22 protein-coding genes and 1 pseudogene are annotated in these 21,300 nt (G+C 54.0%); 10 read left to right on the top strand and 13 right to left on the bottom strand.

All coding sequences use genetic code 11. The features are described 5' to 3' along the window. Nucleotides 1–546 carry a winged helix DNA-binding protein gene (locus OKF39_RS12335; protein ID WP_028013183.1) on the bottom strand — a complete coding sequence of 182 codons (546 nt, stop codon included), beginning with the start codon at nucleotides 544–546 and terminating at the stop codon, nucleotides 1–3. Between the two features lie 199 nt (nucleotides 547–745). Here OKF39_RS12335 and OKF39_RS12330 point away from each other — a divergent pair, with 199 nt between their 5' ends. Genes OKF39_RS12330 through OKF39_RS12320 form a run of 3 tightly spaced genes read left to right on the top strand, consistent with a single transcriptional unit; the run spans nucleotide 746 to nucleotide 3,456 of the window. Further along, the gene (locus tag OKF39_RS12330; RefSeq protein ID WP_028013182.1) at nucleotides 746–1,468 is read left to right on the top strand and encodes a DUF969 domain-containing protein; all 723 of its coding nucleotides are present in this window, start codon (nucleotides 746–748) and stop codon (nucleotides 1,466–1,468) included. Beyond that, the gene (locus OKF39_RS12325; RefSeq protein WP_041909955.1) at nucleotides 1,465–2,451 is read left to right on the top strand and encodes a DUF979 domain-containing protein; all 987 of its coding nucleotides are present in this window, start codon (nucleotides 1,465–1,467) and stop codon (nucleotides 2,449–2,451) included. Before OKF39_RS12330 ends, OKF39_RS12325 begins: the two co-directional genes overlap by 4 nt. A gap of 9 nt (nucleotides 2,452–2,460) precedes the next feature. Further along, nucleotides 2,461–3,456, top strand: a complete 996-nt coding sequence (locus OKF39_RS12320) for a DUF2891 domain-containing protein (RefSeq protein ID WP_479982969.1) — start codon at nucleotides 2,461–2,463, stop codon at nucleotides 3,454–3,456. A gap of 83 nt (nucleotides 3,457–3,539) precedes the next feature. Here OKF39_RS12320 and OKF39_RS12315 read toward each other — a convergent pair whose 3' ends face one another. Further along, complete coding sequence (locus OKF39_RS12315) at nucleotides 3,540–4,940, bottom strand: MFS transporter (protein ID WP_479982968.1); 1,401 nt, start codon at nucleotides 4,938–4,940, stop codon at nucleotides 3,540–3,542. A gap of 117 nt (nucleotides 4,941–5,057) precedes the next feature. Here OKF39_RS12315 and OKF39_RS12310 point away from each other — a divergent pair, with 117 nt between their 5' ends. Further along, nucleotides 5,058–5,963, top strand: a complete 906-nt coding sequence (locus tag OKF39_RS12310; RefSeq protein ID WP_479982967.1) for a LysR family transcriptional regulator — start codon at nucleotides 5,058–5,060, stop codon at nucleotides 5,961–5,963. Between the two features lie 118 nt (nucleotides 5,964–6,081). On the opposite strand, the gene OKF39_RS12305 is transcribed toward OKF39_RS12310, so the two are convergent. The 9 genes from OKF39_RS12305 to OKF39_RS12265 all read right to left on the bottom strand — a co-directional run bounded on the left by OKF39_RS12305 (nucleotide 6,082) and on the right by OKF39_RS12265 (nucleotide 13,144). Beyond that, on the bottom strand, nucleotides 6,082–6,885 hold the full coding sequence (locus tag OKF39_RS12305; protein WP_049137962.1) for a carboxymuconolactone decarboxylase family protein: 804 nt from the start codon (nucleotides 6,883–6,885) through the stop codon (nucleotides 6,082–6,084). Nucleotides 6,886–6,900: 15 nt separating this feature from the next. After that, the gene (locus OKF39_RS12300; RefSeq protein ID WP_479983810.1) at nucleotides 6,901–7,596 is read right to left on the bottom strand and encodes an antibiotic biosynthesis monooxygenase; all 696 of its coding nucleotides are present in this window, start codon (nucleotides 7,594–7,596) and stop codon (nucleotides 6,901–6,903) included. Between the two features lie 59 nt (nucleotides 7,597–7,655). Then, nucleotides 7,656–8,675 carry an aldo/keto reductase gene (locus tag OKF39_RS12295; RefSeq protein ID WP_479982966.1) on the bottom strand — a complete coding sequence of 340 codons (1,020 nt, stop codon included), beginning with the start codon at nucleotides 8,673–8,675 and terminating at the stop codon, nucleotides 7,656–7,658. A 2-nt stretch (nucleotides 8,676–8,677) separates the two neighbouring features. Continuing rightward, on the bottom strand, nucleotides 8,678–9,250 hold the full coding sequence (locus OKF39_RS12290) for an NAD(P)H-dependent oxidoreductase (protein ID WP_479982965.1): 573 nt from the start codon (nucleotides 9,248–9,250) through the stop codon (nucleotides 8,678–8,680). A 150-nt stretch (nucleotides 9,251–9,400) separates the two neighbouring features. Then, nucleotides 9,401–10,435, bottom strand: coding sequence for an amidohydrolase family protein (locus OKF39_RS12285; protein ID WP_193542680.1), 1,035 nt, complete (start codon nucleotides 10,433–10,435; stop codon nucleotides 9,401–9,403). 102 nt (nucleotides 10,436–10,537) lie between these two features. Continuing rightward, nucleotides 10,538–11,485, bottom strand: coding sequence for an aldo/keto reductase (locus OKF39_RS12280; RefSeq protein WP_248198986.1), 948 nt, complete (start codon nucleotides 11,483–11,485; stop codon nucleotides 10,538–10,540). Nucleotides 11,486–11,569: 84 nt separating this feature from the next. Further along, nucleotides 11,570–12,271: a type 1 glutamine amidotransferase domain-containing protein gene (locus tag OKF39_RS12275; protein ID WP_479982964.1), complete on the bottom strand. Its 702-nt coding sequence runs from the start codon at nucleotides 12,269–12,271 to the stop codon at nucleotides 11,570–11,572. Next, nucleotides 12,268–12,576, bottom strand: a complete 309-nt coding sequence (locus tag OKF39_RS12270) for a hypothetical protein (protein ID WP_014831950.1) — start codon at nucleotides 12,574–12,576, stop codon at nucleotides 12,268–12,270. The genes OKF39_RS12275 and OKF39_RS12270 overlap by 4 nt, the downstream gene beginning before the upstream one ends. A gap of 184 nt (nucleotides 12,577–12,760) precedes the next feature. After that, the gene (locus tag OKF39_RS12265) at nucleotides 12,761–13,144 is read right to left on the bottom strand and encodes a winged helix-turn-helix transcriptional regulator (RefSeq protein ID WP_072032014.1); all 384 of its coding nucleotides are present in this window, start codon (nucleotides 13,142–13,144) and stop codon (nucleotides 12,761–12,763) included. Nucleotides 13,145–13,241: 97 nt separating this feature from the next. Here OKF39_RS12265 and OKF39_RS12260 point away from each other — a divergent pair, with 97 nt between their 5' ends. Beyond that, nucleotides 13,242–14,345 carry an alkene reductase gene (locus OKF39_RS12260; protein ID WP_063154090.1) on the top strand — a complete coding sequence of 368 codons (1,104 nt, stop codon included), beginning with the start codon at nucleotides 13,242–13,244 and terminating at the stop codon, nucleotides 14,343–14,345. Nucleotides 14,346–14,549: 204 nt separating this feature from the next. Then, nucleotides 14,550–15,449: a LysR substrate-binding domain-containing protein gene (locus OKF39_RS12255; RefSeq protein WP_028013169.1), complete on the top strand. Its 900-nt coding sequence runs from the start codon at nucleotides 14,550–14,552 to the stop codon at nucleotides 15,447–15,449. Nucleotides 15,450–15,485: 36 nt separating this feature from the next. On the opposite strand, the gene OKF39_RS12250 is transcribed toward OKF39_RS12255, so the two are convergent. Beyond that, a complete protein-coding gene (locus OKF39_RS12250; protein ID WP_136343365.1) occupies nucleotides 15,486–16,394 on the bottom strand; it encodes a LysR family transcriptional regulator in 909 nt (302 codons plus the stop codon). Between the two features lie 212 nt (nucleotides 16,395–16,606). Between OKF39_RS12250 and OKF39_RS12245 the strand changes: the two are divergent. Together OKF39_RS12245 and OKF39_RS12240 are read left to right on the top strand one after the other, a co-directional pair. After that, nucleotides 16,607–17,592: pseudogene (locus OKF39_RS12245) on the top strand (aldo/keto reductase). Nucleotides 17,593–17,638: 46 nt separating this feature from the next. Next, complete coding sequence (locus OKF39_RS12240) at nucleotides 17,639–18,820, top strand: aldo/keto reductase (RefSeq protein WP_045260683.1); 1,182 nt, start codon at nucleotides 17,639–17,641, stop codon at nucleotides 18,818–18,820. Between the two features lie 141 nt (nucleotides 18,821–18,961). On the opposite strand, the gene OKF39_RS12235 is transcribed toward OKF39_RS12240, so the two are convergent. Then, complete coding sequence (locus OKF39_RS12235) at nucleotides 18,962–19,999, bottom strand: aldo/keto reductase (RefSeq protein ID WP_479982963.1); 1,038 nt, start codon at nucleotides 19,997–19,999, stop codon at nucleotides 18,962–18,964. Nucleotides 20,000–20,381: 382 nt separating this feature from the next. Here OKF39_RS12235 and OKF39_RS12230 point away from each other — a divergent pair, with 382 nt between their 5' ends. Continuing rightward, nucleotides 20,382–20,825 carry a PACE efflux transporter gene (locus OKF39_RS12230; protein WP_479982962.1) on the top strand — a complete coding sequence of 148 codons (444 nt, stop codon included), beginning with the start codon at nucleotides 20,382–20,384 and terminating at the stop codon, nucleotides 20,823–20,825. A gap of 99 nt (nucleotides 20,826–20,924) precedes the next feature. Further along, the gene (locus tag OKF39_RS12225; RefSeq protein ID WP_028013164.1) at nucleotides 20,925–21,296 is read left to right on the top strand and encodes a VOC family protein; all 372 of its coding nucleotides are present in this window, start codon (nucleotides 20,925–20,927) and stop codon (nucleotides 21,294–21,296) included. Nucleotides 21,297–21,300: the final 4 nt, after the last annotated feature.

The raw sequence follows: 21,300 nt of genomic DNA, 5'->3' as shown, positions 1-21,300 counted from the left end.
TCAGAGTGATGCCGCCGCGCGGGCGGCGGTGTCATACAGGGAGGAGATCGCGCGTAGCAGCTGCGCGGTTTCGCCGATCGATTTCCCGGAAATGCCGCTCTCCGCATGAATGGCGATCAGGCACGCTTCGCGCACGTCCCGGTACTTCATGCACAACGCTTTCCCTTCCTCCGTGGTGGAGAAAAAGAGCTCTTTACCCGCTTTCTCGCTCGTCACGTAGCCCGCTTTGACCAGCTTTTTCAGGGCATAGGTCACTACATGCGTGTCTTCCACGTTGAGAACAAAGCAGATATCGGCCAGCTTTTTCTTGCGGTTGCGGTGGTTCACGTGATGCAGCAGCGAAACGTCAAAAGCGCCCATATCCGGCTCTCCGGCTGCGGCCATGCAGCGCACCATCCACTTGTTAAACGCGTTGCCGGTCATGATCAGCGCGTACTCCAGCTCTGACAGTTCCGCGCAGCGCTCCGACACCAGATGGCGGGAGGAGACGATCCGGCCATCGTTGATATCGTTGCAATCGGGTGAAGCACTCTTTTTCGAGGTCATAACGTTCCTTAGCCAGAAATGTAAACTCGTCGATAAAATAAGAACATTTTATTGATAATTTGTTTACATGTTTTTGAGGTTCAGATATAGCTTTTTAGCGCAGGTTTTGTGAAGCCTGGCGAAAAACACAACATCGCTCGCCGCAAATTAAAAAAATAGCCGTCGGCGCGCAACGCTCACTTTCGATAGGGTAAACGTTATGGACGGTACTACGCTGTTGCCGCTGATCGGGATACCGATCGTGGTCATTGGTTTTGCACTGCGCTTCAACCCGCTGCTGGTCGTTGTGGTGGCGGGGCTGGCGACGGGCCTGCTGGTCGGGATGGATTTCGGGATGCTGCTGGAGACCTTTGGCGAGAAGTTCGTCAATAGCCGATCGCTGGCGACCTTCATCCTGATCCTGCCGGTAATTGGTCTGCTGGAATATTACGGGCTTAAAGAGCGCGCCCAGGCCTGGGTGGCGAAGATCGCCAGCGCCACCTCGGCGCGTATTCTGATGCTCTACTTCGTGGCGCGTGAAGGAACCGCCGCGCTGGGGCTGATGTCGCTGGGCGGCCATGCCCAGACGGTACGCCCGCTGCTGGCCCCGATGGCCGAAGGGGCAGCGCTGAACGAATACGGCGAACTGCCGCAGCACATTCGCGACAAAATCAAGGCCCATGCCGCGGCGTGCGATAACATCGCGGTCTTCTTTGGGGAAGATATCTTTATCGCCTTCGGTGCGGTGCTGCTGATTGACGCGTTTCTGAAGGAAAACGGGATCGAAGGGATCGAGCCGCTGCACATCGGCCTGTGGGCCATTCCCACCGCCATTGCGGCATTGATTATTCATATGACGCGCCTGCTGCGCCTGGATGCCAGCATCCGCCGCGACGTCATGGCCTGGCGTGCAGAGCAGGGTACGCAGGGGGCCGCGCAATGATGACGCTTATCACCATTAATCGCGTGTATTACCTGATCGGCTTTGTTGTGATGCTGCTGGTTGTCATGACCCTGCGCGACCGCGCTAATCCGAAGCGTTTTACCACCGCGCTGTTCTGGTTTTTATTCGGCGGTATCTTCCTGTTCGGTGACCTGATGGTTCAGGAGCTGGGCAAATCGCTGGCGTACCGGATCGTTGGCGGTTGCGTTATCGCTATCGCGCTGCTGGCGGGTTTTGGCCTGGTCGGGAAAGGCCACTATAAAATGGCCTCCGACGAGGAGCGCATTGCCTCGTCAAACCGCCTTAAAAACTGGCTGTTCCTGCCCGCGCTGATGATTCCGGTGGTGACGGTAATCGGGACGCTGTTCCTGAAGGGGGTGTCGATTGGCGGTGTTTACCTTCTCGACCAGAAACAGCTCACTCTGGCGGCGCTGTGCGTGGCCTGCGTCGCGGCGATCCTCACCGGCTGGTGGCTGACCAAAGGCACGCCGCTGCACGCCATTCGTCAGTCCCGTCGTCTTGTCGATACCATCGGCTGGGCGGTGATCCTGCCGCAGATGCTGGCCATGCTCGGCGGCGTGTTCGTGGCGGCCAATACCGGTGATTCGGTGCAGAAGGTGGTGAGCCTGTTCGTGAACCCGGACAGCCGCTTCATGCTGGTGGTCATTTACTGCGTGGGGATGGCGCTGTTTACCATGATCATGGGGAACGCCTTTGCGGCCTTCCCGGTGCTGAGCGCGGGGATCGCCTTACCGTTCCTGATCAACGTGCATCACGGCAACCCGGCGCCGCTGCTGGCGATCGGCATGTACGCGGGCTACTGCGGCACGCTGATGACGCCAATGGCTGCGAACTTCAATATCGTTCCCGCCGCGCTGCTGGAGCTGAAAGACAAATATCAGGTGATCAAGATCCAGATCCCGACCGCGTTAACCCTGCTGGTGGTGAACGTGTTCCTCATGTATTTCCTCGTGTTTCGCTAAGGAGCTGTTATGGAATTGACGCAACATCAGGCTGACGCGTTTGCCCGCATGCCTTTAACCTATTTGCGCCAGGAATACCCGAACCACATCATGCATCTACTGAATGATGACGGTGACGTTCTGCCGCCTCGCGAGCTGCACCCGATTTTCTACGGCTGTTTCGACTGGCACTCGGCGGTGCACGGCTACTGGCTGCTGCTGCGCTGCGTGCGCCTCTATCCTGAGCTACCGTGTCGGAATGACATCGTCGCGCTTTTCGACGAGCACCTGACCGACGAGAACCTGGCCAAGGAGCTGGCCTATTTCACCGCGCCGTTCCGCGCCTCGTTTGAGCGGCCGTATGGCTACGGATGGCTGCTGGCGTTGGCCCAGGAGCTGAAACAATCGTCGCTGCCGCAGGCCACAGGCTGGTACCAGACGCTGGAGCCGCTCACCCAGGATATTCGCAACCGGCTGGTGGATTACCTCAGCAAGCTCACCTATCCGATCCGCGTCGGAACGCACTACAACACGGCGTTTGCCCTCGCGCTGGGGCTGGACTACGCCCGAGCCGTGGAAGATAGCGCGCTTGAGCAGGCGATTATGACGGCGGCGGAGCGGTTTTATCTCGCCGACACGCGCTACCCGGCCCATTACGAGCCGGGTGGCGATGAGTACATCTCTGGTGCGCTGACGGAAGCGCTGCTGATGAGCAAGGTCGCAGAGAATTTCCCGGCCTGGTTTGACGCGTTTCTGCCGGATATCGGCTCCATTGCGGCGCTGATGAACCCGGCGGAAGTGAGCGACCGTACCGACCCGAAAATTGCTCATCTGGATGGGTTAAACCTCAGCCGCGCCTGGTGTATGAAGCATATTGCCAGGGCGCTTCCGGCAAACCACCCGGCCCAGCAGGCCTTGCGTGATGCCGTGGCGAAACACCTGGCGGCAAGCGTCGGGCACGTGGTGGGCAGTCACTACAGCGGCGGGCACTGGCTGGCGAGCTTTGCGTTGCTGGCGCTGGAATAAACGAACGAGTCGTCTTTTTTGCCGGGTGGCAGCTTTGCCTTACCCGGCCGTTGTACCGTACAAACGTAGCGCCGCCGGGCGATTCAGGCTGAAGCCCGAACCGCAGGGCGCATCCTGCTCAGGCTAAACAAAACCGATCCCGTCGAGGCGATGACGGCGATCCACAATGCCAGATGCACGGCCCGATCGTGGTCTGATCCGGTCGTCGCAAGCAGCACCCCCACGGTGGCGGCCCCCAGACATTGCCCGAACGTCCTGACGATAGACAACACCCCTGAGGCATAGCTGGCATATTCCCGTGCCACATTAGAGAGCATTTCCCGGTTATTGGGGCTCTGGAAGCAGCCAAACCCAATCCCGCAAACCAGACTGCGCAGGCAGATATTCCATACGGACGGATTTTCCGGCAACGTCGCCAGCAGGACCAGCCCACCGACAAAAATCATCAGGCCGATAGTCGAGATCAGCGGCGCGGAAAGGGTATCTGCCCAGCGCCCCGCGTGCGGTGCGATCAGCACGATGCCCATTGGCCACGGGGTGAACAGCAGCGCCGAAACCACCGGGCTGTAGCCATACACGCTCTGAAACAGGAACGGCAGCGCGACAAAGGTGATGCCCTGGCTGACAAACGAGGCCAGCGAGGTCAGGGCGGCGAGGGTGAAGCGTCCGTTTCTGAACATAACGGGCGGCAGTATGGGACTGCGCGCGCGCCAAATACGCCAGACGAAGGCGATAGCGCTGACCAGCGTGAGAAGCCCCCAGCCAGCGGCTGCCGGGTTAATGCCTTGCGTTATGTGCTGAAGGCTGTCGGCCAGCATGATTGCAGAACCTAACAGCACGGCGGAGAGCGCGGCGCCCGGCGCATCAAAGGGGGAGCGGTCAACGTCCGACTGGCGCGGCAACGCCCGCCATGCCAGCAACAGGGCAATACTTCCCGGAACAAGGTTAATGGCGAACAGCCACTGCCAGCTCAGCGCGTCCAGTATCGTTCCCCCCAGTACAGGGGCAATCGCCGTGCTGGAAGCAATAAGCAGGGCGTGCAGCCCAAGAATACGCCCAAGCAGTCGCCCCGGAAAAACGGAACGCAGGATCGCCGGGGCGATACTCAGGGTAGCCGCGCCGCCGATGCCCTGCAGAATACGCATCCCGATCAGCATGTCGGGCGTTTTCGCCAGCGCGCAGCCGAGCGAGGTGAACGTAAAGGTGGCAAGCCCGGCAAGAAAAACCGGTCGAAAGCCCACGCGCGCCGCCAGCGCCGCGAAGATGGCCAGCGTCATTGCCGCCGATAGTAGATAACCGTTGGCAAACCACACCGCAACGTTCGCGGGGACCTGCATCGCCCTTGCCATGGAGGGCAGCGCGATGTTGATCATGGTGCCGTCAAAGACGCCCATCAGCGTGGTGGTCATGACGGCGGCCATCACCCGGGCGCGTTCATGACCGGGTAAGCCTTCATCGCCGGGCTGGTTTGAAAAGAGCGTCATCGTCGTTACTCCGCATAAGAATAGTGATGACGAAACTATAATCATGGGGTATACAGGGCGGAAGACGCAGCACTTGCACTTTATCGTTGCATATAACGCCTTATCTGAGGAGCTATCGTGTCCGATCCTGACTTTAACCTTCTGGTTGCGCTCGACGTTCTGCTGGCCGAAGCCAGCGTGGCTGGCTCGGCGCGGCGCTTAAACCTGAGCACGTCCGCCATGAGCCGCACCCTGAGCAGGCTGCGGGAGGTGACAGGCGATCCTATCCTGGTGCGGGCCGGTCGGCAGATGGTGCTGACGCCCTGGGCCGAAGCCACCCGGGACCGGGCCAGAAGCGCTGTGCATGAGGCAAGGGCGGTACTGCAACCCTCCATGGAAACGCTGAATGTTGAGCGTATGGAGCGCCTGTTCACCATCCGAGCCAACGACGGCTTTGTGGTGGCGTTTGGGCCACTGCTCATTGCCGCAGTGGCGGCGGTGGCGCCCGACGTCTGCATTCGCTTTTCGCCGAAACCTGAGAAAACGTCGCGCTATCTGCGTGAGGGGCTGGTTGACCTGGAGATCGGCGTGCAGAGCAATATGGGGCCTGAAATTCGTCTGCAACGACTCTTTCAGGACCGGTTTGTTGGCGCGGTGCGCCAGGGGCATCCACTGGCCTCGCTGCCGTCAGTCAGCCTGGAGGATTATGTCGCCTGGGGGCACGTGGTGGCCTCGCCCGACGGCTCGTTACACGGGTTTGTCGATGAGGCGCTGGCGGAACGCGGGATGAAGCGCAAAATTGCCAGCGTGGTGCCAGGGTTCCCGACGGCGTTATCGGTGGCGCTGGTCTCCGATCTCGTTGCCATGGTGCCGGCGCTCTATCTGCTCAATCAGCCAATGACCGAGCGCGTGCACGTCTTTGAACTGCCGTTTAAAACCCGGAGTATTACGGTGTCACAGATGTGGCATCCGCGCATGGAAAAGGACCCGGCGCATCGCTGGCTCAGGGAAAAGGTGCTGGAGGTGTGCCGCGCTGTACGCTGACGGCTCAGGCCACTTTTTTCGGCACGGAGAGAATGAAGCGCGTCGATACCGCATCCGATTCCACGCGAACGTTCGTTCTAATTTTGTGATGTGCGTCAGGTTTTAGTGTTCAGTAATATTACCTTTTACTCGATGAGCGATTGCTTAATACCTCTCCGACAACAGGAGCAGCGGTAAATGCGTTTGGCCAGCCAGCGTAAAACGCGGCTTGGGTAACGATCTCCCCAGCTTCCTCAGCAGAAAGTCCATTATCCATCGCCCTGTTAAGGTGATAGCCAATCTGCGCACTCTGTCCGGATGCGATTAACGCGCTGACCGTAATCAGGCTTCTGTCGCGGGGTTTCAGCGCGGGTCTTTGCCAGAGATCCAGGAACAGGGGGTCAGCAGTAAATTTAACCAGGCCTGGAGATATTGGGCCTACATTTTTTTCCACTGTCTCTGAACGCTGCTTTTCTGCTTCCTGATTGAGAGGAAGCAGGTCCGGAGAAGCTTCAGGAAGTGCATCTGCCGTGACGCCACGAGTTTCAAATACTGCTTTGGTCACGCTGACGGCTGACATTGCATTTGGCCAACCTGAGTAGAACGCCAGATGGGTAATGATTTCTGATAATTCCGCTGGCGTAACGCCGCTATCGAGAGCGACGTCAATATAGTGCTTAAGCTCGGCAGGCTGGTTACGGGCAATCAGCATGGCGACGGTCACCATACTACGATCTCTGGGCGAGAGGGCATCGCGTGTCCACAGATCTTCAGTAATCGCTTCTCGACCAAAGCGCGCAAGAGCCGGTGAGACGGAACGAATATCAGCTTCAGGAATCGCTGAAGGTTCAATTTTCATCATAGCTTTACCTCTTGTTTCCTCAGCATTAGCAAAATCAGAAATAACAAGCGACATGGCCGCCGCTGCAATTACGCTTTTCATGTTAATCCTCACTGGTCAACGGTGCGGATCCTGTTTGATTCCGCCTTTGTTACGAAGAAATACCGGTTTTACCGGGATAGCGTCCTTCCTGGCGCTCATATGCGCCGTTTGCTTGAGATAGTCCAGGAAGTGCGGCGTTTGTCGGTGCAGTTGATAATCCTCCTCAGTGGCGTAAATCTCATAGAAATACCAGCGGTTCGGACTCTGTGAGTCTGTAGCGGCATACATGGCTAACACGCCTTTCTCTACTTTGAGCGACTCGGCCATTTCAGGAAGGACGATGTTTTTAAATTCGGTCTGAAATTCAGGCTTTACCTCGACGATCACCAGATTATTAATGGTTCGCTCATTCGGTATGATGTGTTTGTCGCCCAGAAACTGTGGCTCCAGAGTGATTTTATTTTTCAGATCGATAATGTCAGGTGCCCGGGCAGCGAATGCCTTGTATGGTTCGGCATTCAGATGTTTGCGGTAAGCACTCTCGTTTTCATAGAGTTCGACCATGAATGCCTTACGTGGATTGTCGCTTCGTTGCTGGGCGTACATCGCCAGCGTACCTGCTTCATGATCAACCGAAGCGGAAATCGTCTGCCTGGCCACGTCTTCAAACTCTTTGTCCCGATCGGGTCTGACGCCGAGCTCAAAGATATTCATCACTACCTTATCCGGCGCGTCCGGTTTTGTTGCAAAGACAGAGCTGCTTATTAGCATGCAAATTAAAAGCATAAGGGGCTTTTTCACGTTGATCCTTTTACTGAAATGACTGTTTGCTACCGCGTCCAGACCTGCTTAACGTCTTTCGTTTGCGGCGTGTTTTGCGCCATAATCCCCGTCAGAACGTGCGGCTGGTAGGTTTCTTCCAGAAACCGGATTTCCTCAAGGCTCAGTTGAAGATTTACGGCGTTTACCGCGCCATCAACGTGATCTTTTTTTGTGGCCCCTACGACAGGTGACGTGACCTTTGTCAGCAGCCAGGCGAGTGAGATTTCCGTCATGGACACCTGATGTCGTTCAGCAAGCTCGGCGACGCGCTCGATAATGCTCCGATCCTGTTCAGCCGTGCTGTCATATTTCCCGCGCGCATAATCATCCTCCGTGGCTCGCCGCGTGTGGCCTTCTTTCCGGGCGAGACGGCCGCTGGCGAGCGCGCTATAGGGCGTCATTGCGATATCATCTTCAGCGCACAGACCGAAGAGCTCTCGTTCATCTTCACGCATAATCAGGTTGTAGTGGCTTTGCACGGAAACAAAGGGCGTCAGCCCTTCGCGTTCGGCAAGCGCGTTCGCTTTCGCAAGCTGCCAGGCATAGCAATTGGAAATACCAATAGCGCGCACTTTGCCCGCAGTAACGGCGGCATGCAGCGCTTCAAGCACCTCAATAACGGGCGTGTTGTAATCCCAGATGTGGTAGATGTAGAGGTCGATGTAGTCCATCCCCAGATTCTGCAGGCTCTGGTCGAGCGATCGGGCTATTGCCTCTTTTCCGCCGATCCCCGCGGCAATTTGCGCGGCGGTTCGTGGCAGAAACTTGGTGGCCAGCACCACGTCCTCGCGTTTTGCCATCTCCCGCAGCGCCCGGCCAACGTATTGCTCGCTGGAGCCGTTCTGATAGGCGATGGCGGTATCGTAAAAATTGATACCCTTTTCGAGACCGTAGCGGATGATGTCCCGGCTTGCTGTTTCGTCCAGCGTCCAGCGATGCTGGCCCGTTAACGGGTCTCCAAACCCCATACATCCCATACAGATGCGGGAGACCAGTAAGTCACTTTTACCGAGCCGGGTATACTGCATCGTTATTCTCCCTCTGGATTATTCACGACGGTATTGAGCAGATCGACAAGCCTTGAAGCGTGTTCCCGGGCAAGCGTTTTTTGCTGCGCAATTTTGTCGGCATCCCGGTCGGCATAGCTGATACCGCAGGTATAAACCGGCGCCAGCAGCTCAAGATTGCACAGTCTTGCCGTGGTCTCGAACGGAATAAGATACTCTTCAATGGCATGGCCAAAGAAACCGTCAGCGGTATAGAGCGCCTGTGGCGCCCCTGTAGTGAAGGAGAGGATTAGCTTTTTACCGCCCAGTTTCGCCGCTGAGCCATGCGCGAAGCCGTGGACAAAGACCTCGTCCAGCCATTGTTTCATTAACCCGGGCAGCCCATACCAGGAAAAAGGAAACTGCCAGACAATCACATCGGCCCTGAGCAGGCTTTCCTGCTCCGAAGCGATATTGAATTTGCCGTCCGGATAGAGCCAGTCCAGACGACGAATTTCAGCATCGGGAAGGGCGGTCGCCACTTCATCAAGGATAGTGGCGTTGGCGACGGAATGGTTCAGCTCAGGATGACCTGAAATAACAAGGATATTTTTCATTTCAATACGTTAAAGAGGCTGGTGAATTTTCAACCCAGTATAGAGTGACACCATTATTTTTTTTAGAGCAGTAAAGGCTCATTCACTTTTAGACAAAAACTAATAATGGTCGACTGTTCTCATTGTGCCCGGTCATCATGAACCCGTGAACTACGCCATGATGCCTAGTAAACGTTCTGCATTGCGAAACGCGATGGCCTCTTTTTCAGCCTTGTTGACGGGCAGACTGTCGATAAATGTTTTTACACCGTCCAGGGTCTGATAGGGGTAATCAACGGAGAACAGGATCCTGTCTGCCCCCATTAACGCGTAGATAAACTGGAAGTGCGGCAGTGTCAGCATACCTGACGGGGTAACGTAAACGTGTTCCTGGAAGGTTCTCGTTAGCGTGCGTGACAGACCCGTTGCAGCCAGCGGAAGGCTGTCATCAAGACGCTGCAGCCAGAAGGGCAGCATCTCCCCCCAGTGGCCACTGATTACCTGCAGGTGGGGATATTTATCAAATGCGCCCGATAACATCAGCCGTAACAAATGGATCCCGGCTTCGTGATGCCAGCCCCAGCCAAACATAGAGAGCCGGGCGTTGACCTCTGCGCTGAAGCCCGTGAAGTAGGCCTGTTGCACGCTTTTAACCGGTAATCCGGGATGAAGATAGAGTGGCACATTCAGTTTATTAAAGCGGGAAAGCAGGGAGTCATAGTCAGGATGATCGAGAAAGCATGAAGAGGGTCGGCCATTCAGAAGGGCCCCCTTAAACCCCAGTTTTTCAACTGCGCGGACAAGCTCTTTTTCAGCCTCTTCTGGCTGTGCCCAGGGAAGTGTGGCAAATGCCGCGAAGCGATCCGGGTGATTTCTTACCGCCCCGGCAAGGCGGTCGTTTGCCGCCGTATTTAATGTTACTACTTCATCCCCGGGTGCCAGCTGGGGAAATCCGCCCACAGAGAGGATCTGAAGGGTAATTCCAGCTTCATCCATATCCCTGAGGCGGCGGCTTCCCAAATCAGCGCCTTTCGCGTTTATCAGCGCATTCTTTTCTATCTGCGGCCGGCTTCGGTCAGGATTATGACCATCAGCGACGGTTTTCCCCCAGTCGCCAAGGAAAGGTGCCTGCTCAAGCGCAACAGGCATACACGCTCGCCCTAACTCGCTGTCGAGATAATGTTCTTCGAGGCAAATGATTTTCATATTCTCACCCTTCATACAAAGCAGTAAAAGTGATGCAGATTAGGAGCGCCCGGAACAGCCCGTTCGTGAGTGTCATTCATGACAGTCTGTCCCGGACAGGGTTTACACCATCGGTTTTTCCCAGGCGCCTCGTGTATCCACTCTGGTCTCTGTGGCGAGTTGTTCCAGCAGGATGATTTCCTCATCGCGTAACTGGATGTCTGAAGCGCATGCGGCGTCCAGAACGTGATGGACTTTAGTCGCACCAACGAGGGGAAGGGTACCTTTTGCAATAGCCCATGCGATGGCTATCTGTGCCACGCTGGCATTCCTTTCGGCTCCCATTTTTTTCATGGCGGCGGTTAATCTTTCTATCTGCGGCAGTACTGCGTTATAACTTTCGGCCCGGCCACTCCCGGCAGGCATGGGATGATTTGAATCATAACGACCACTGAGCGCGCCTTGCTCCAGGACCATGTAAGCAAAGAACGTGATGTTATTTTGTCGGCAATAATCAAGGATCCCGGCCTCTTCAGAGGCCCGATAAAGCAGGCTGTAGTGATTCTGTACTGCACTGAGGGAATAACCGGAAGCGTTAAGGATTTCGTTGGCGCGTCTGATTTGTGCCAGATTGTGGTTGGAAACACCTACGCGTTTGACCTTACCGCTTTGTAAAAGTGGGATCAGTCCTGGCGTCCATTTCTCAACGTCGAGGGGATTGTGGATCCAGTAGATATCAATCGCGTCCACACCCAGACGTCCAAGGCTGGCCTCAAGCATATCGCTAACAGGCTGCGCTGACTGTTCGTTCGCAATCTGCGGCGTGAATTTGGTGGATAAAATCATATCCTCGCGGGGGAACTGACGGACTAATGCTCCCAGCGCTGCCTCGGAACTCCCCATGCCATATACTGCTGCGGTATCCCAGAGATTCAGACCCTTACTCATGGCCGTGGTGAACACGTCTGCCATCTGAGTATCAGAAAGATGATTGCCGAAGACGGTGTCGCCACCGGCGAAGCCTGTGCCCCAGGACCATGTGCCGAGCGCGACTGGAGGAAGAGTTTTCATATTCAGCTCCTGAAAAAAGGCCGGAACGTTGCTGACGTAAACCGGCCAAAGAGGGTGAGTAACGATGAAAGACAGATGAATGAATTAAGTTGGCTGGCGGAGGGCATTTAACAGCGCCACACCGACACCGTGCGCTGAAGCGGGATTCTGCCCCGTGATAAGGCGACCGTCAGTAACCACATTTTCAGACCAGTTCGGGGCTTCATGATGAAGCGCGCCATGCTCGCGGAGTGCAGTCTCAAGCAGGTAGGGAACCACATCTGTGGTGTGAACTTCTTCCTCTTCCTTGTTGGTAAAGGCCGCCACGTTTTTGCCTTTCACCAGGTATTCGCCGCTGCTGAGCTTTGCGTCAACCAGTGCCGCAGGCCCGTGGCAGACGGCTGAGACAATCCCATCACTTTCATACACTTCGCGGATAATACGCTGGGCATCCTGGCTGTCGCGGAAATCCCACATGGTTCCATGCCCGCCCGCAAAGAAAACGGCGCTGTAATCGGAACCGTTCAGCTCGGATAACGCAGGCGTTGTTGCCAGGCGCTGCTGAAAATCGGTTTCGTTCCAGTACCAGGCGTTGACAGGATCACTGAGGTCAAATCCATCCACCGGCGGCTGTCCCCCGCGAATGCTGGCTATCATCGTTTTTAGTCCGGCATCTTCCAGTACTTTCAGCGGATGCGTCAGCTCAGCCAGGAAAAAACCGGTTGGTACACCGGATGCGCCTTTAATCGGATGGCTGGAAACGACACACAGCACGGGTTTATCTGCAGGTTTCTTATCGGGCCTCACTCTTTATTTTTAAATTCAGCGGCAAAGAGATTTTCCCAGTTAATAAAGGAGCCAAGCGGAATGCACTCAAAGCTTAATAAGCCTGCTTTTGCCAGCGGGAATTCGGCCATTACGTTCATCGCTTCATCGACAGAGTCACATTCAAGAAAAATAGCGACGCCAGGTCTGTCCTGACGGAAGTAGATGTCGCGGATGAAGCCGGATTTATACAATCCCCAGGCGTGCAGTGCTTCAGCGTTAAGGTGTGGAGCATACTTTTCCAGCGATGCTCCAGGTGCGGGGATATCCAGACATAAAATTCGCATAAGTGTCTCTTGTTCTCAGGTTTAAAGGGAAAGAGAGAAGAGTATATGAGCGCCATTTTGAGAAGATTAGGTGGCCATTGGCTTAAGCATATTTAGTCTGTACTTAATAATCAGGTGAGGAGTGCGACAGGGTAAATCTATGCCAGACATGTCTGTTCCTGCATCTGTATATGAATAGTCTGGCTTAATCAGTCGAAAACTCGGGCTGGCTTTCATATTCAGAACGTGCCTTTTCAACCTCGCCCTGATGAATCAAGGACCAGTCTATAAGTGTCATAACTGGCCCCATTAATGTCCGTCCAAGTGGAGTTAGCTCATATTCAACACGTGGCGGGATCGAAGGGAATACCGTCCGCGATACTAACCCGTCTCGTTCAAGACTTCTCAGTGTTAACGTCAGCATTCTCTGAGAGACCTGACCGATGGTACGTCTGAGTATATTAAACCGCAAAGGTCCCTCGGCAAGATGAGCAATGATTAAGATACTCCACTTATCACCAATCCGACTGAGCAATTCGCGGGTGAAAATATTGCAGGTGGGTGCTGTCCGTTTATCTGACGGTATCATGAATGTGCCTTCTTGCGGGTAAAATAACGGTATGTAATATAGCCCTGGTTACAAAACAAAACGACTCGTTTCTTACTGAGAATAAAGGTACTGCTCCTTGAAAAATGCCCCCCTTACGCTTTTATCCCCATATAACATCGGGGAATTGACACTAAAAAATAGAATGGTAATGGCCCCAATGACCCGCAGTCGGGCCGTTACCGGTAATGTACCTAACCCTCTGGCTCCTGTTTACTATGCGCAGCGGGCGCAGGCAGGGTTGATAATATCTGAAGCTACGCAGGTTAGCCGTCAAGGTACCGGATATATAAGAACACCGGGAATATATTCCCTCGCTCAGGTTGAGGCATGGCGTCGCGTAACAGATGCAGTTCATGAAGCCGGGGGAATTATTTTTGCGCAACTGTGGCATGTCGGACGCGTTTCGCATCCTGAGTTCCATGATGGTGTCCTTCCGGTTGCCCCATCTGCAATTAATGCAGAGGCAGACGTTTTTACGTCTAATGGAATAGCACAAACACCTGTCCCTCGCGCGCTTTTAACAAGTGAAATCGCCGATGTCGTCTCACAGTTTCGTCAGGGTGCTGAAAAAGCTTCTGAAGCCGGTTTCGATGGAGTAGAAATACATGGTAGTTCAGGATATCTCCTTGACCAGTTCCTTCGTGACGGTTCTAACAAACGAGAAGATCATTATGGTGGGACTATTATAAACCGTGCACGTTTTCCTCTGGAGGTCGTCAGTGCTGTGAGCGAAGTGCTCGGCGCCGATCGCGTTGGTTTCAGGGTTGGTCCAAACATGTCGCTACATGGTATGTCTGATTCTTCGCCGGTTGAAACATTCAGTTATTTAGCGACTCAACTCGACGCTATTGGCATCGCCTACCTTCACGTTACCGAAGGTATTGCCGGTCCCGATGCTCCGGTCGCAGGTTCACAGCGGATTGCACCTTATCTTCGTCAGTGTTTCTCGCGAACTTTTATTCTGAATGGTGGATATGATGCTCAGACCGGTGAGGATGCAATTAACAAGGGTGAGGCCGATCTCATCGCCTATGGTGTTCCATTTATTGCCAATCCCGATTTACCCGCAAGATTTGCGTGCGGCAGCGATCTCAACGTTCCGGACCCTGCAACCTTCTATGCGCCGGGACAGAACGATGCGGTGGGCTACACTGACTATCCCGCACTAAACAATAGTTAAAAAACATCAATACCTTAATGTCTTACGCCTATTGGCATCCATTCTGTGCCGTGAATGTCATCTGAATGAGTACAGGTGTATTTCAAAATACATGGTTAACAGTGGATCGCAGCATCAGTAAAAACGAACTAAAGGGATATTATTGACTTAAGCATCTTTAGGCTGTAGTTAATAATTAAGCAGTAATTGCTTAAGGAACACATTATGAATAACGCCCTGTATAACCAGATACGGATCTTTCAGAGCATTGCACGTGAGGGCAATATTTCGGCAGCCGCAAGAAAACTGGAAATTACGCCTCCCTCCGTCAGCAATGCGCTTAAGCTGCTGGAAGATCATATTGGCCATCCGCTTTTTGTGCGTACGACCCGCCGTATTGAGCTGACGGAAACCGGGCAACTGTTGCTGGAACAGACCGCTGCGGCGGTGGAGTCGCTGGAAAATTCGCTTGAAAGCATTCGCGACCAGAATCAGGAGCCCTCTGGTATCGTGCGAATCACGCTCTCGCGTTTTGCCTATCTGTTAATTCTCAAACCTGCAATGGCGGAATTCTGTCAGCAATACCCGGGTATACAGCTGGAAATTTCGGTTTACGACGGTACCGTGAATATCATCGAAGAACGTTTTGATCTTGGGATCCGTTTTGGCGATATCCTCGAGGGTGGGGTGGTGGCACGGCCGTTAATGAAACCCTTTCGTGAAGGGTTATATGCATCCTCAGCCTATCTCAGCGAGCATGGAACGCCTGAGGTGCCGTCAGATCTCAGTCAACACAAGCTGATTGGCTACCGTTTTATTACTAACAACCGCATCCTTCCGTTGATTCTGAACGATCGCGGAGAGCAGTTGACGGTTGAGATGCCCGGACAGTTAATCAGCAACGATATTGACGTTATGGCAGACGGGATCCGTAACGGCCTGGGAATTGGACGTTTGTTTGAACCCATCTGGCAGTTACAGCCGGACAGGGAGCGCTTTATACCCGTGATGGAGAGCTACTGGAAAACCTACCCGCCAGTGTATCTCTATTATCCCAAAAACGCGGGTAAAACGAAAAGAGTGAAGGCCCTGATTGATTTTCTGATATCCGCTACGGGGCGATAAAGACGATAACGCATCGTCCCGTATGGAAGCGCTATTTCACAACCCCAGCGGCCTGGCCTCCTGTATGAACTCAATCAGAAGGCGAAGCCCGGTTGGCAGTTGCCGGCGGCTTGAATAATAGATATAAAAACCTTCCTCCAGCGGGGACCATTCCGTAAGCACCAGGCGGAGCCGTCCATCCTTCACATAGGGTGCAACAAGAGGCTCCGGAAAATACATCAGGCCGGCCCCGCCTAATACGGCCACAAGACCCGTTTCAGCCTGGTTGACCGTCACTGAGCCAGGCACAGTGATTTGGTACGTTTCGCCGTCTCGCTCAAGTTCCCAGCGATAGATCCGATCGTCGCCGAGACGATTGCTTATACAGCGATGGCGTAACAAATCATCCGGATGTTCAGGCGTTCCGTAACGTTCAAGGTAGTCGGGGGATGCGGCGATAACCCAGCGAATATCGGCAGATAAACGCCGGGCAACCATGTCTTCCGGGACGGTGCCACCATAGCGGATACCGGCATCGAAGCCCGCATCAGTGACGTCAACCATACGGTTGCTGGCCACAATATCGATTTCAATATCGGGATAGCGATCCATAAACGCGGGCATAACCGGTGCAAGCAAAAGATTGGCCGCTTCAACGGCTGCATTGATGCGGATACGCCCGGTAGGCGTATTACGATACCGGTTAAGCGATTCAAGCGCGCCTTCTATCTTGTCGAAAGGCTGAAGGACAGACTGAACCAGTTCTTCACCTGCAGCCGTAGGTGTAACGCTCTTGGTCGTGCGATTAAGCAGGCGAACCCCGAGCCGGGTTTCCAGTCCCTTCAGGGCATGACTAAGCGCTGATGCACTGACACCTAATTCAATCGCCGCACGGCTGAAACTGCGATGACGTGCAATAGCCATGAAATAAATGAGATCGGCGACATCAGCTCTGCTTATTTGCATACAGAATCGTTTTCCTTGTGCGTTAAGGCCCGAATGCGTTGATAGGGAAATGATATACACCATAGACCGACCACGGCTAATCCGTTGCTGAATTTTTTTCACAAGTCCATCCACCCATCGCCTCTCACTGAACATATTGTGCTTCGTTATTCTTGAAAATTATGCGCTCTGGCCGTCGGTCAGGGCGGAACATTCACCTAACGGAGCCGTGTATGAACTATACGCATCTTGGCCGCACCGGCCTGAAAGTCAGCCGCCTCTGTCTCGGAACCATGAATTTTGGTGATGTCACCGACGAGAAAACCAGCGCCAGCATTCTGGATGAAGCGCTTGAGGCGGTATCAATTTCATTGATACAGCAGACGTGTATGGCACCGAGCAATCACCCGATATCCAGCAAGGTTCGGGGCTGTCTGAAGAGATTATTGGTCGCTGGCTCCAGCAGGGTGGCCGCCGTGACCGTATCGTTCTGGCGACGAAAGCCTATCAGCCTATGGGACCGGGTCCGAACGATCGCCGTCTTTCTGCTTACCATATTCGCAAGGCCTGCGAGGACAGTTTGCGACGGCTTAAGACCGACCATATTGACGTCTATCAGATGCATCACATCGATCGTTATACACCATGGGAGGAGGTCTGGCAGGCCATGGAACTCCTTGTTCAGCAGGGAAAAGTGCTTTATATCGGTAGCAGCAATTTCGCAGGCTGGGACATTGCGACCGCGCAGTCAGTTGCCACGGCCCGTCATTCCCTGGGCCTGGTTGCTGAGCAAAGTCTCTACAATTTGACTGCCCGAACCGTTGAGCTGGAGGTCATTCCCGCATGCCGTCATTTTGGCCTGGGACTGATTCCCTGGAGCCCACTTGCCGGAGGGTTGCTTGGCGGCGTACTGAAAAAGATGGCAAGCGGGCGCCGTGCAAGGCCCGCGTTTTCCCGTCTAATCGAACAGTATCGTCCGCAGCTGGAAGCCTACGAAGGATTATGTGAGGACCTCGGCGAAACCCCTTCCGATGTGGCGCTTGCCTGGCTCCTGCAGAATCCTGTGGTTACTGCTCCACTTATCGGGCCTCGTACGGTCGAACAACTCCGGGAGGCGCTTCACGCAACGACAATCACGCTATCAGACGACACCATGAGCTGTCTCGATGAAATCTGGCCCGGCCCCGGGGGAGAAGCGCCCCAGGCTTATGCCTGGTAATGACCAAATTAATGAATCCTTTCTTCGCTATAGGGAGTTCCAGTTTATGAGCAAGATGATGCATGACCAGCATTCTGCTTCCGTACCCGCTTCCCGGGATCGTCGCAATTTTCTGATCGCCGGCGCCGGTCTGGCGTTGGCCGCTACCACCCTTGGCAGGAGCGGTGCAGTGATGGCGAACCCGGCTGGTCAGGACTCGTCGAACGCCCCTTCGGATGCTGTTCCCGTCCAGAAGGAGACCTTAACCACGCGTAAACTCGGCTCGCTGGAGGTTTCCAGCATGGGACTGGGGTGTCTGCCCATGGTGGGGTATTACGGCGGTGGTCCGCGCGATCGCAAAGCCATGGTTTCGCTCATCCGGGCCGCCTTCGAACAAGGCATTACGTTCTTTGATACTGCCGAGGTGTATGGTCCCCATCTCAGTGAAGAATTTGTCGGGGAAGCACTGGCCCCCGTTCGCGATCGTGTGGTGATTGCCACTAAGTTCGGTTTCGGCGTGGAGGAGGGGAAGCCAACCTCCCTTAACAGCCATCCTGACCATATTCGCCGTGCCGTAGAGGGCTCGCTAAAGCGTCTGAAAACGGACCATATCGATCTGCTTTATCAGCATCGCCCCGATCCGAATGTGCCGATTGAGGATGTGGCGGAAACCGTGAAGGCGTTGATCCAGGAGGGTAAAGTGAAACACTGGGGATTGTCGGAAGCGAGTGCCAGGACAATCCGCCGCGCACATGCGGTACTCCCTGTGACTGCAGTACAGAGTGAGTATGCCATGTGGTGGCGTGAACCGGAGACGCGGATATTTCCAACGCTCGAAGAGCTGGGTATCGGCTTTGTACCTTACTGCCCGACCGCCCGGAGTTTCCTTGCCGGGGCAGTCAATCCAGATCAGCGGTTCGACAGCACAGATCGGCGGCATAACCTGCCACGCTTCCAGCCCGATGCCCTGGCCAAAAACATGGTACTGCTTGAATTTGCGCAATCGTGGGCCCGCCGCAAAAACACCACTCCGGTTCAGTTCGCGCTGGCCTGGGTGATGGCACAACGGCCATGGATTGTCCCCATCCCGGGTACGACGCAATATCCGCACCTGATAGAAAATAGCGGTGCACCGCAAGTCCGGTTGACGGACAGCGAGTTACGCGAAATCGATGCAGCGCTTGCCAGGATCCCATTGCAGGGTGGTCGCGCAGATCCGTTTACCGAAAGTCAGTTTGATAAAAGTTAAACGGTGATGGCCACCTTTATACTTACTGTCACAGGGAGACTGTAGGTAAAGTCTCCCTGTCTGGCGATCCGACCCGGACATCAAGAGTTGTTCATTGTCACCAACAGCGGAACCGAACCAACGCCGGGCCAGGGTAGGGCATTAACAGTCCTGTATTGCTGAAGGCGGCGTGAGTGAAGGTGGCGTATCCGGAAGCGGGGGAATGATCCCGTCGACGGGGTGCGGCAGATAGCGTGCCTCGAGTTCCATGATTTCGGCATCGCTAAGTGAAAAGTCAAGCGCGCTGATAGCCGTGGAAAGATGTTCTGGTTTTGTCGCGCCGATGATCGGTGCTGTGATGACCGTTTTTGATAGCAACCAGGCAATTGCAACATGGGCTCTTGGCACATCGTGCTTTTCAGCAATGTTGGCAACAACATCAATAACGGGCTTATCCAGAAGGGCTGCGTTCTCATACATTTTTAACGCAAAGGCATCGTTTTGCGTTCGTCGGGACGTGACACTCCAGTCGCGCGTGAGCCTGCCGCGTGCCATCGGACTCCAGGGGATCACACCAACGCCCTGGTCTTCACACAGGGGCAGCATCTCGCGCTCTTCTTCCCGGTAAAGCAGGTTGTATTGCGGTTGCATCGTAATAAATCGGGTCCAGCCGTTACGCTCTGCCGTATGCTGCATTTTTGCAAAGCGCCAGGCTTCCATAGATGATGCGCCGATGTAACGTACTTTTCCTGATTTAACGAGGTCATGCAGAGCCTCCATGGTCTCTTCAACAGGCGTGGAGTGGTCAAAGCGGTGAATCTGAAAGAGATCCACGTAATCCATGCCTAAGCGCATCAGGCTATCGTCAATAGACTGAAAAATGGCCTTGCGGGAAAGAAACCCGGTATTGGATGAGTTGCGCCACGGAAAGAAGGTCTTTGTCGCCACAACGATCTCATCGCGTCTGGCCATTTCTCTCAACGCTTTTCCAGTGATCTCTTCAGAACTTCCGCCCGAGTAGATATTCGCGGTATCAAAAAAATTAATGCCCGCTTCAAGCGCCTGACGAATGAGCGGACGTGACGCCTTTTCATCCAGGGACCAGGGTTGAGGCAAGCGTTCAGGTTCACCATAGCTCATACAACCGAGACAAAGACGGGAGACTTGCAAACCGCTACGACCCAGATTCACATACTTCATTCTGTGTTCCTTCTTTTATTGCCAGCAATTCTGTATGTGAAAGGGTATTGCACTGACATGAAGGGAACCAGCATGCGCCATCGAATGGTGTTGTGAGTTTTTTTCACAGATGGGCGTAATCGTCAGTGGGTTTTACATACAAACTGCGTGGCCAACGGTGAATCCTCAAGACTGAGGAGGGATACCTCCTGAGGCACGGCAATATTCTTATTTAACATAATATACATTATGCGCACCAACGTAATGCCAGTCAAAATCTGCCTTTCTACGGTCGTGATTGCCCCGGTTCATTGATAGCTTGTGAAATCCCAACTTCTACGTTTATCCAATGTTAAAAGACGTTTGATATACTCCTGGCTTTGACCACCGCTGCTGTAGACTTATGGAAATCGAACTCAATAAAAGCTTTAAAGAAAGGATTTTCCACGCTGTCATTTTTGAAGTGACGGCCAACGTTATCATCGCTCTGTCTCTTACGTGGCTGATGAACGTTTCGGTACTCCAGTCGGGTTCGTTGTCGGTGATATCTGCGCTTACCGCAACGGTCTGGAATTTTGTCTTCAATAAGCTCTTTGACTCCCTGCAGAAAAAACATCAGTTCCAACGAACGTTTCTCGTTCGCGCCATCCATGCAGTTGGGTTTGAAACTGGCCTTATCATCTCCTTAATCCCTGTGGCCATGTTCATGCTGAATTTAACGATCGCGGAGGCATTTTTTGTTGAGATTGGCCTTGTACTGTTTTTCCTGCCATACACGATGCTATTTAACTGGCTCTATGATTATCTGCGTTGGACATTCGTAGGGAGTAAACGGTCTGCTGTGTAGCGAGTATTGATATCGGTCACATTCACAACCCCTTGATCGTATTGGACTCCACTCTCTTTCTATACTTCTCATTTCACCATCACTTTTGAGGAGTCCATAATGTTTGATCATGTAAAATTCGGCGTCAGCGATTATGAGAAAAGTAAAACCTTCTTCCTCATGTCGCTTCAACCGCTCGGTGTCGAACTCGTCGATGAAGGCTCTCCTGACTATGGCGTCGAAATGAGTTCCGGCGATGTTTCTCTTTGCCTTTTTCAGTCGAATGATAAACCCGCTCCGCTTCATCTGGCCTTTGTGGCCACGACACGCCAGCAGGTTGATGACTTTTACCATGCCGCGCTGCGCGCAGGCGGACGCGACAATGGCGCACCGGGATTACGCTCCTACGGTAAAAATTACTATGCCGCATTTGTCATTGCGCCTGATGGTCATAATATCGAAGCGGTATGCCATGCCCCCGAAGAAAGATAACTTA

This window comes from Enterobacter cloacae complex sp. HYC042_NIDB (assembly GCF_056673315.1).
The sequence above is the reverse complement of the archived record's forward strand: the minus strand, read 5'-3'. Positions and strand labels throughout refer to the sequence as shown.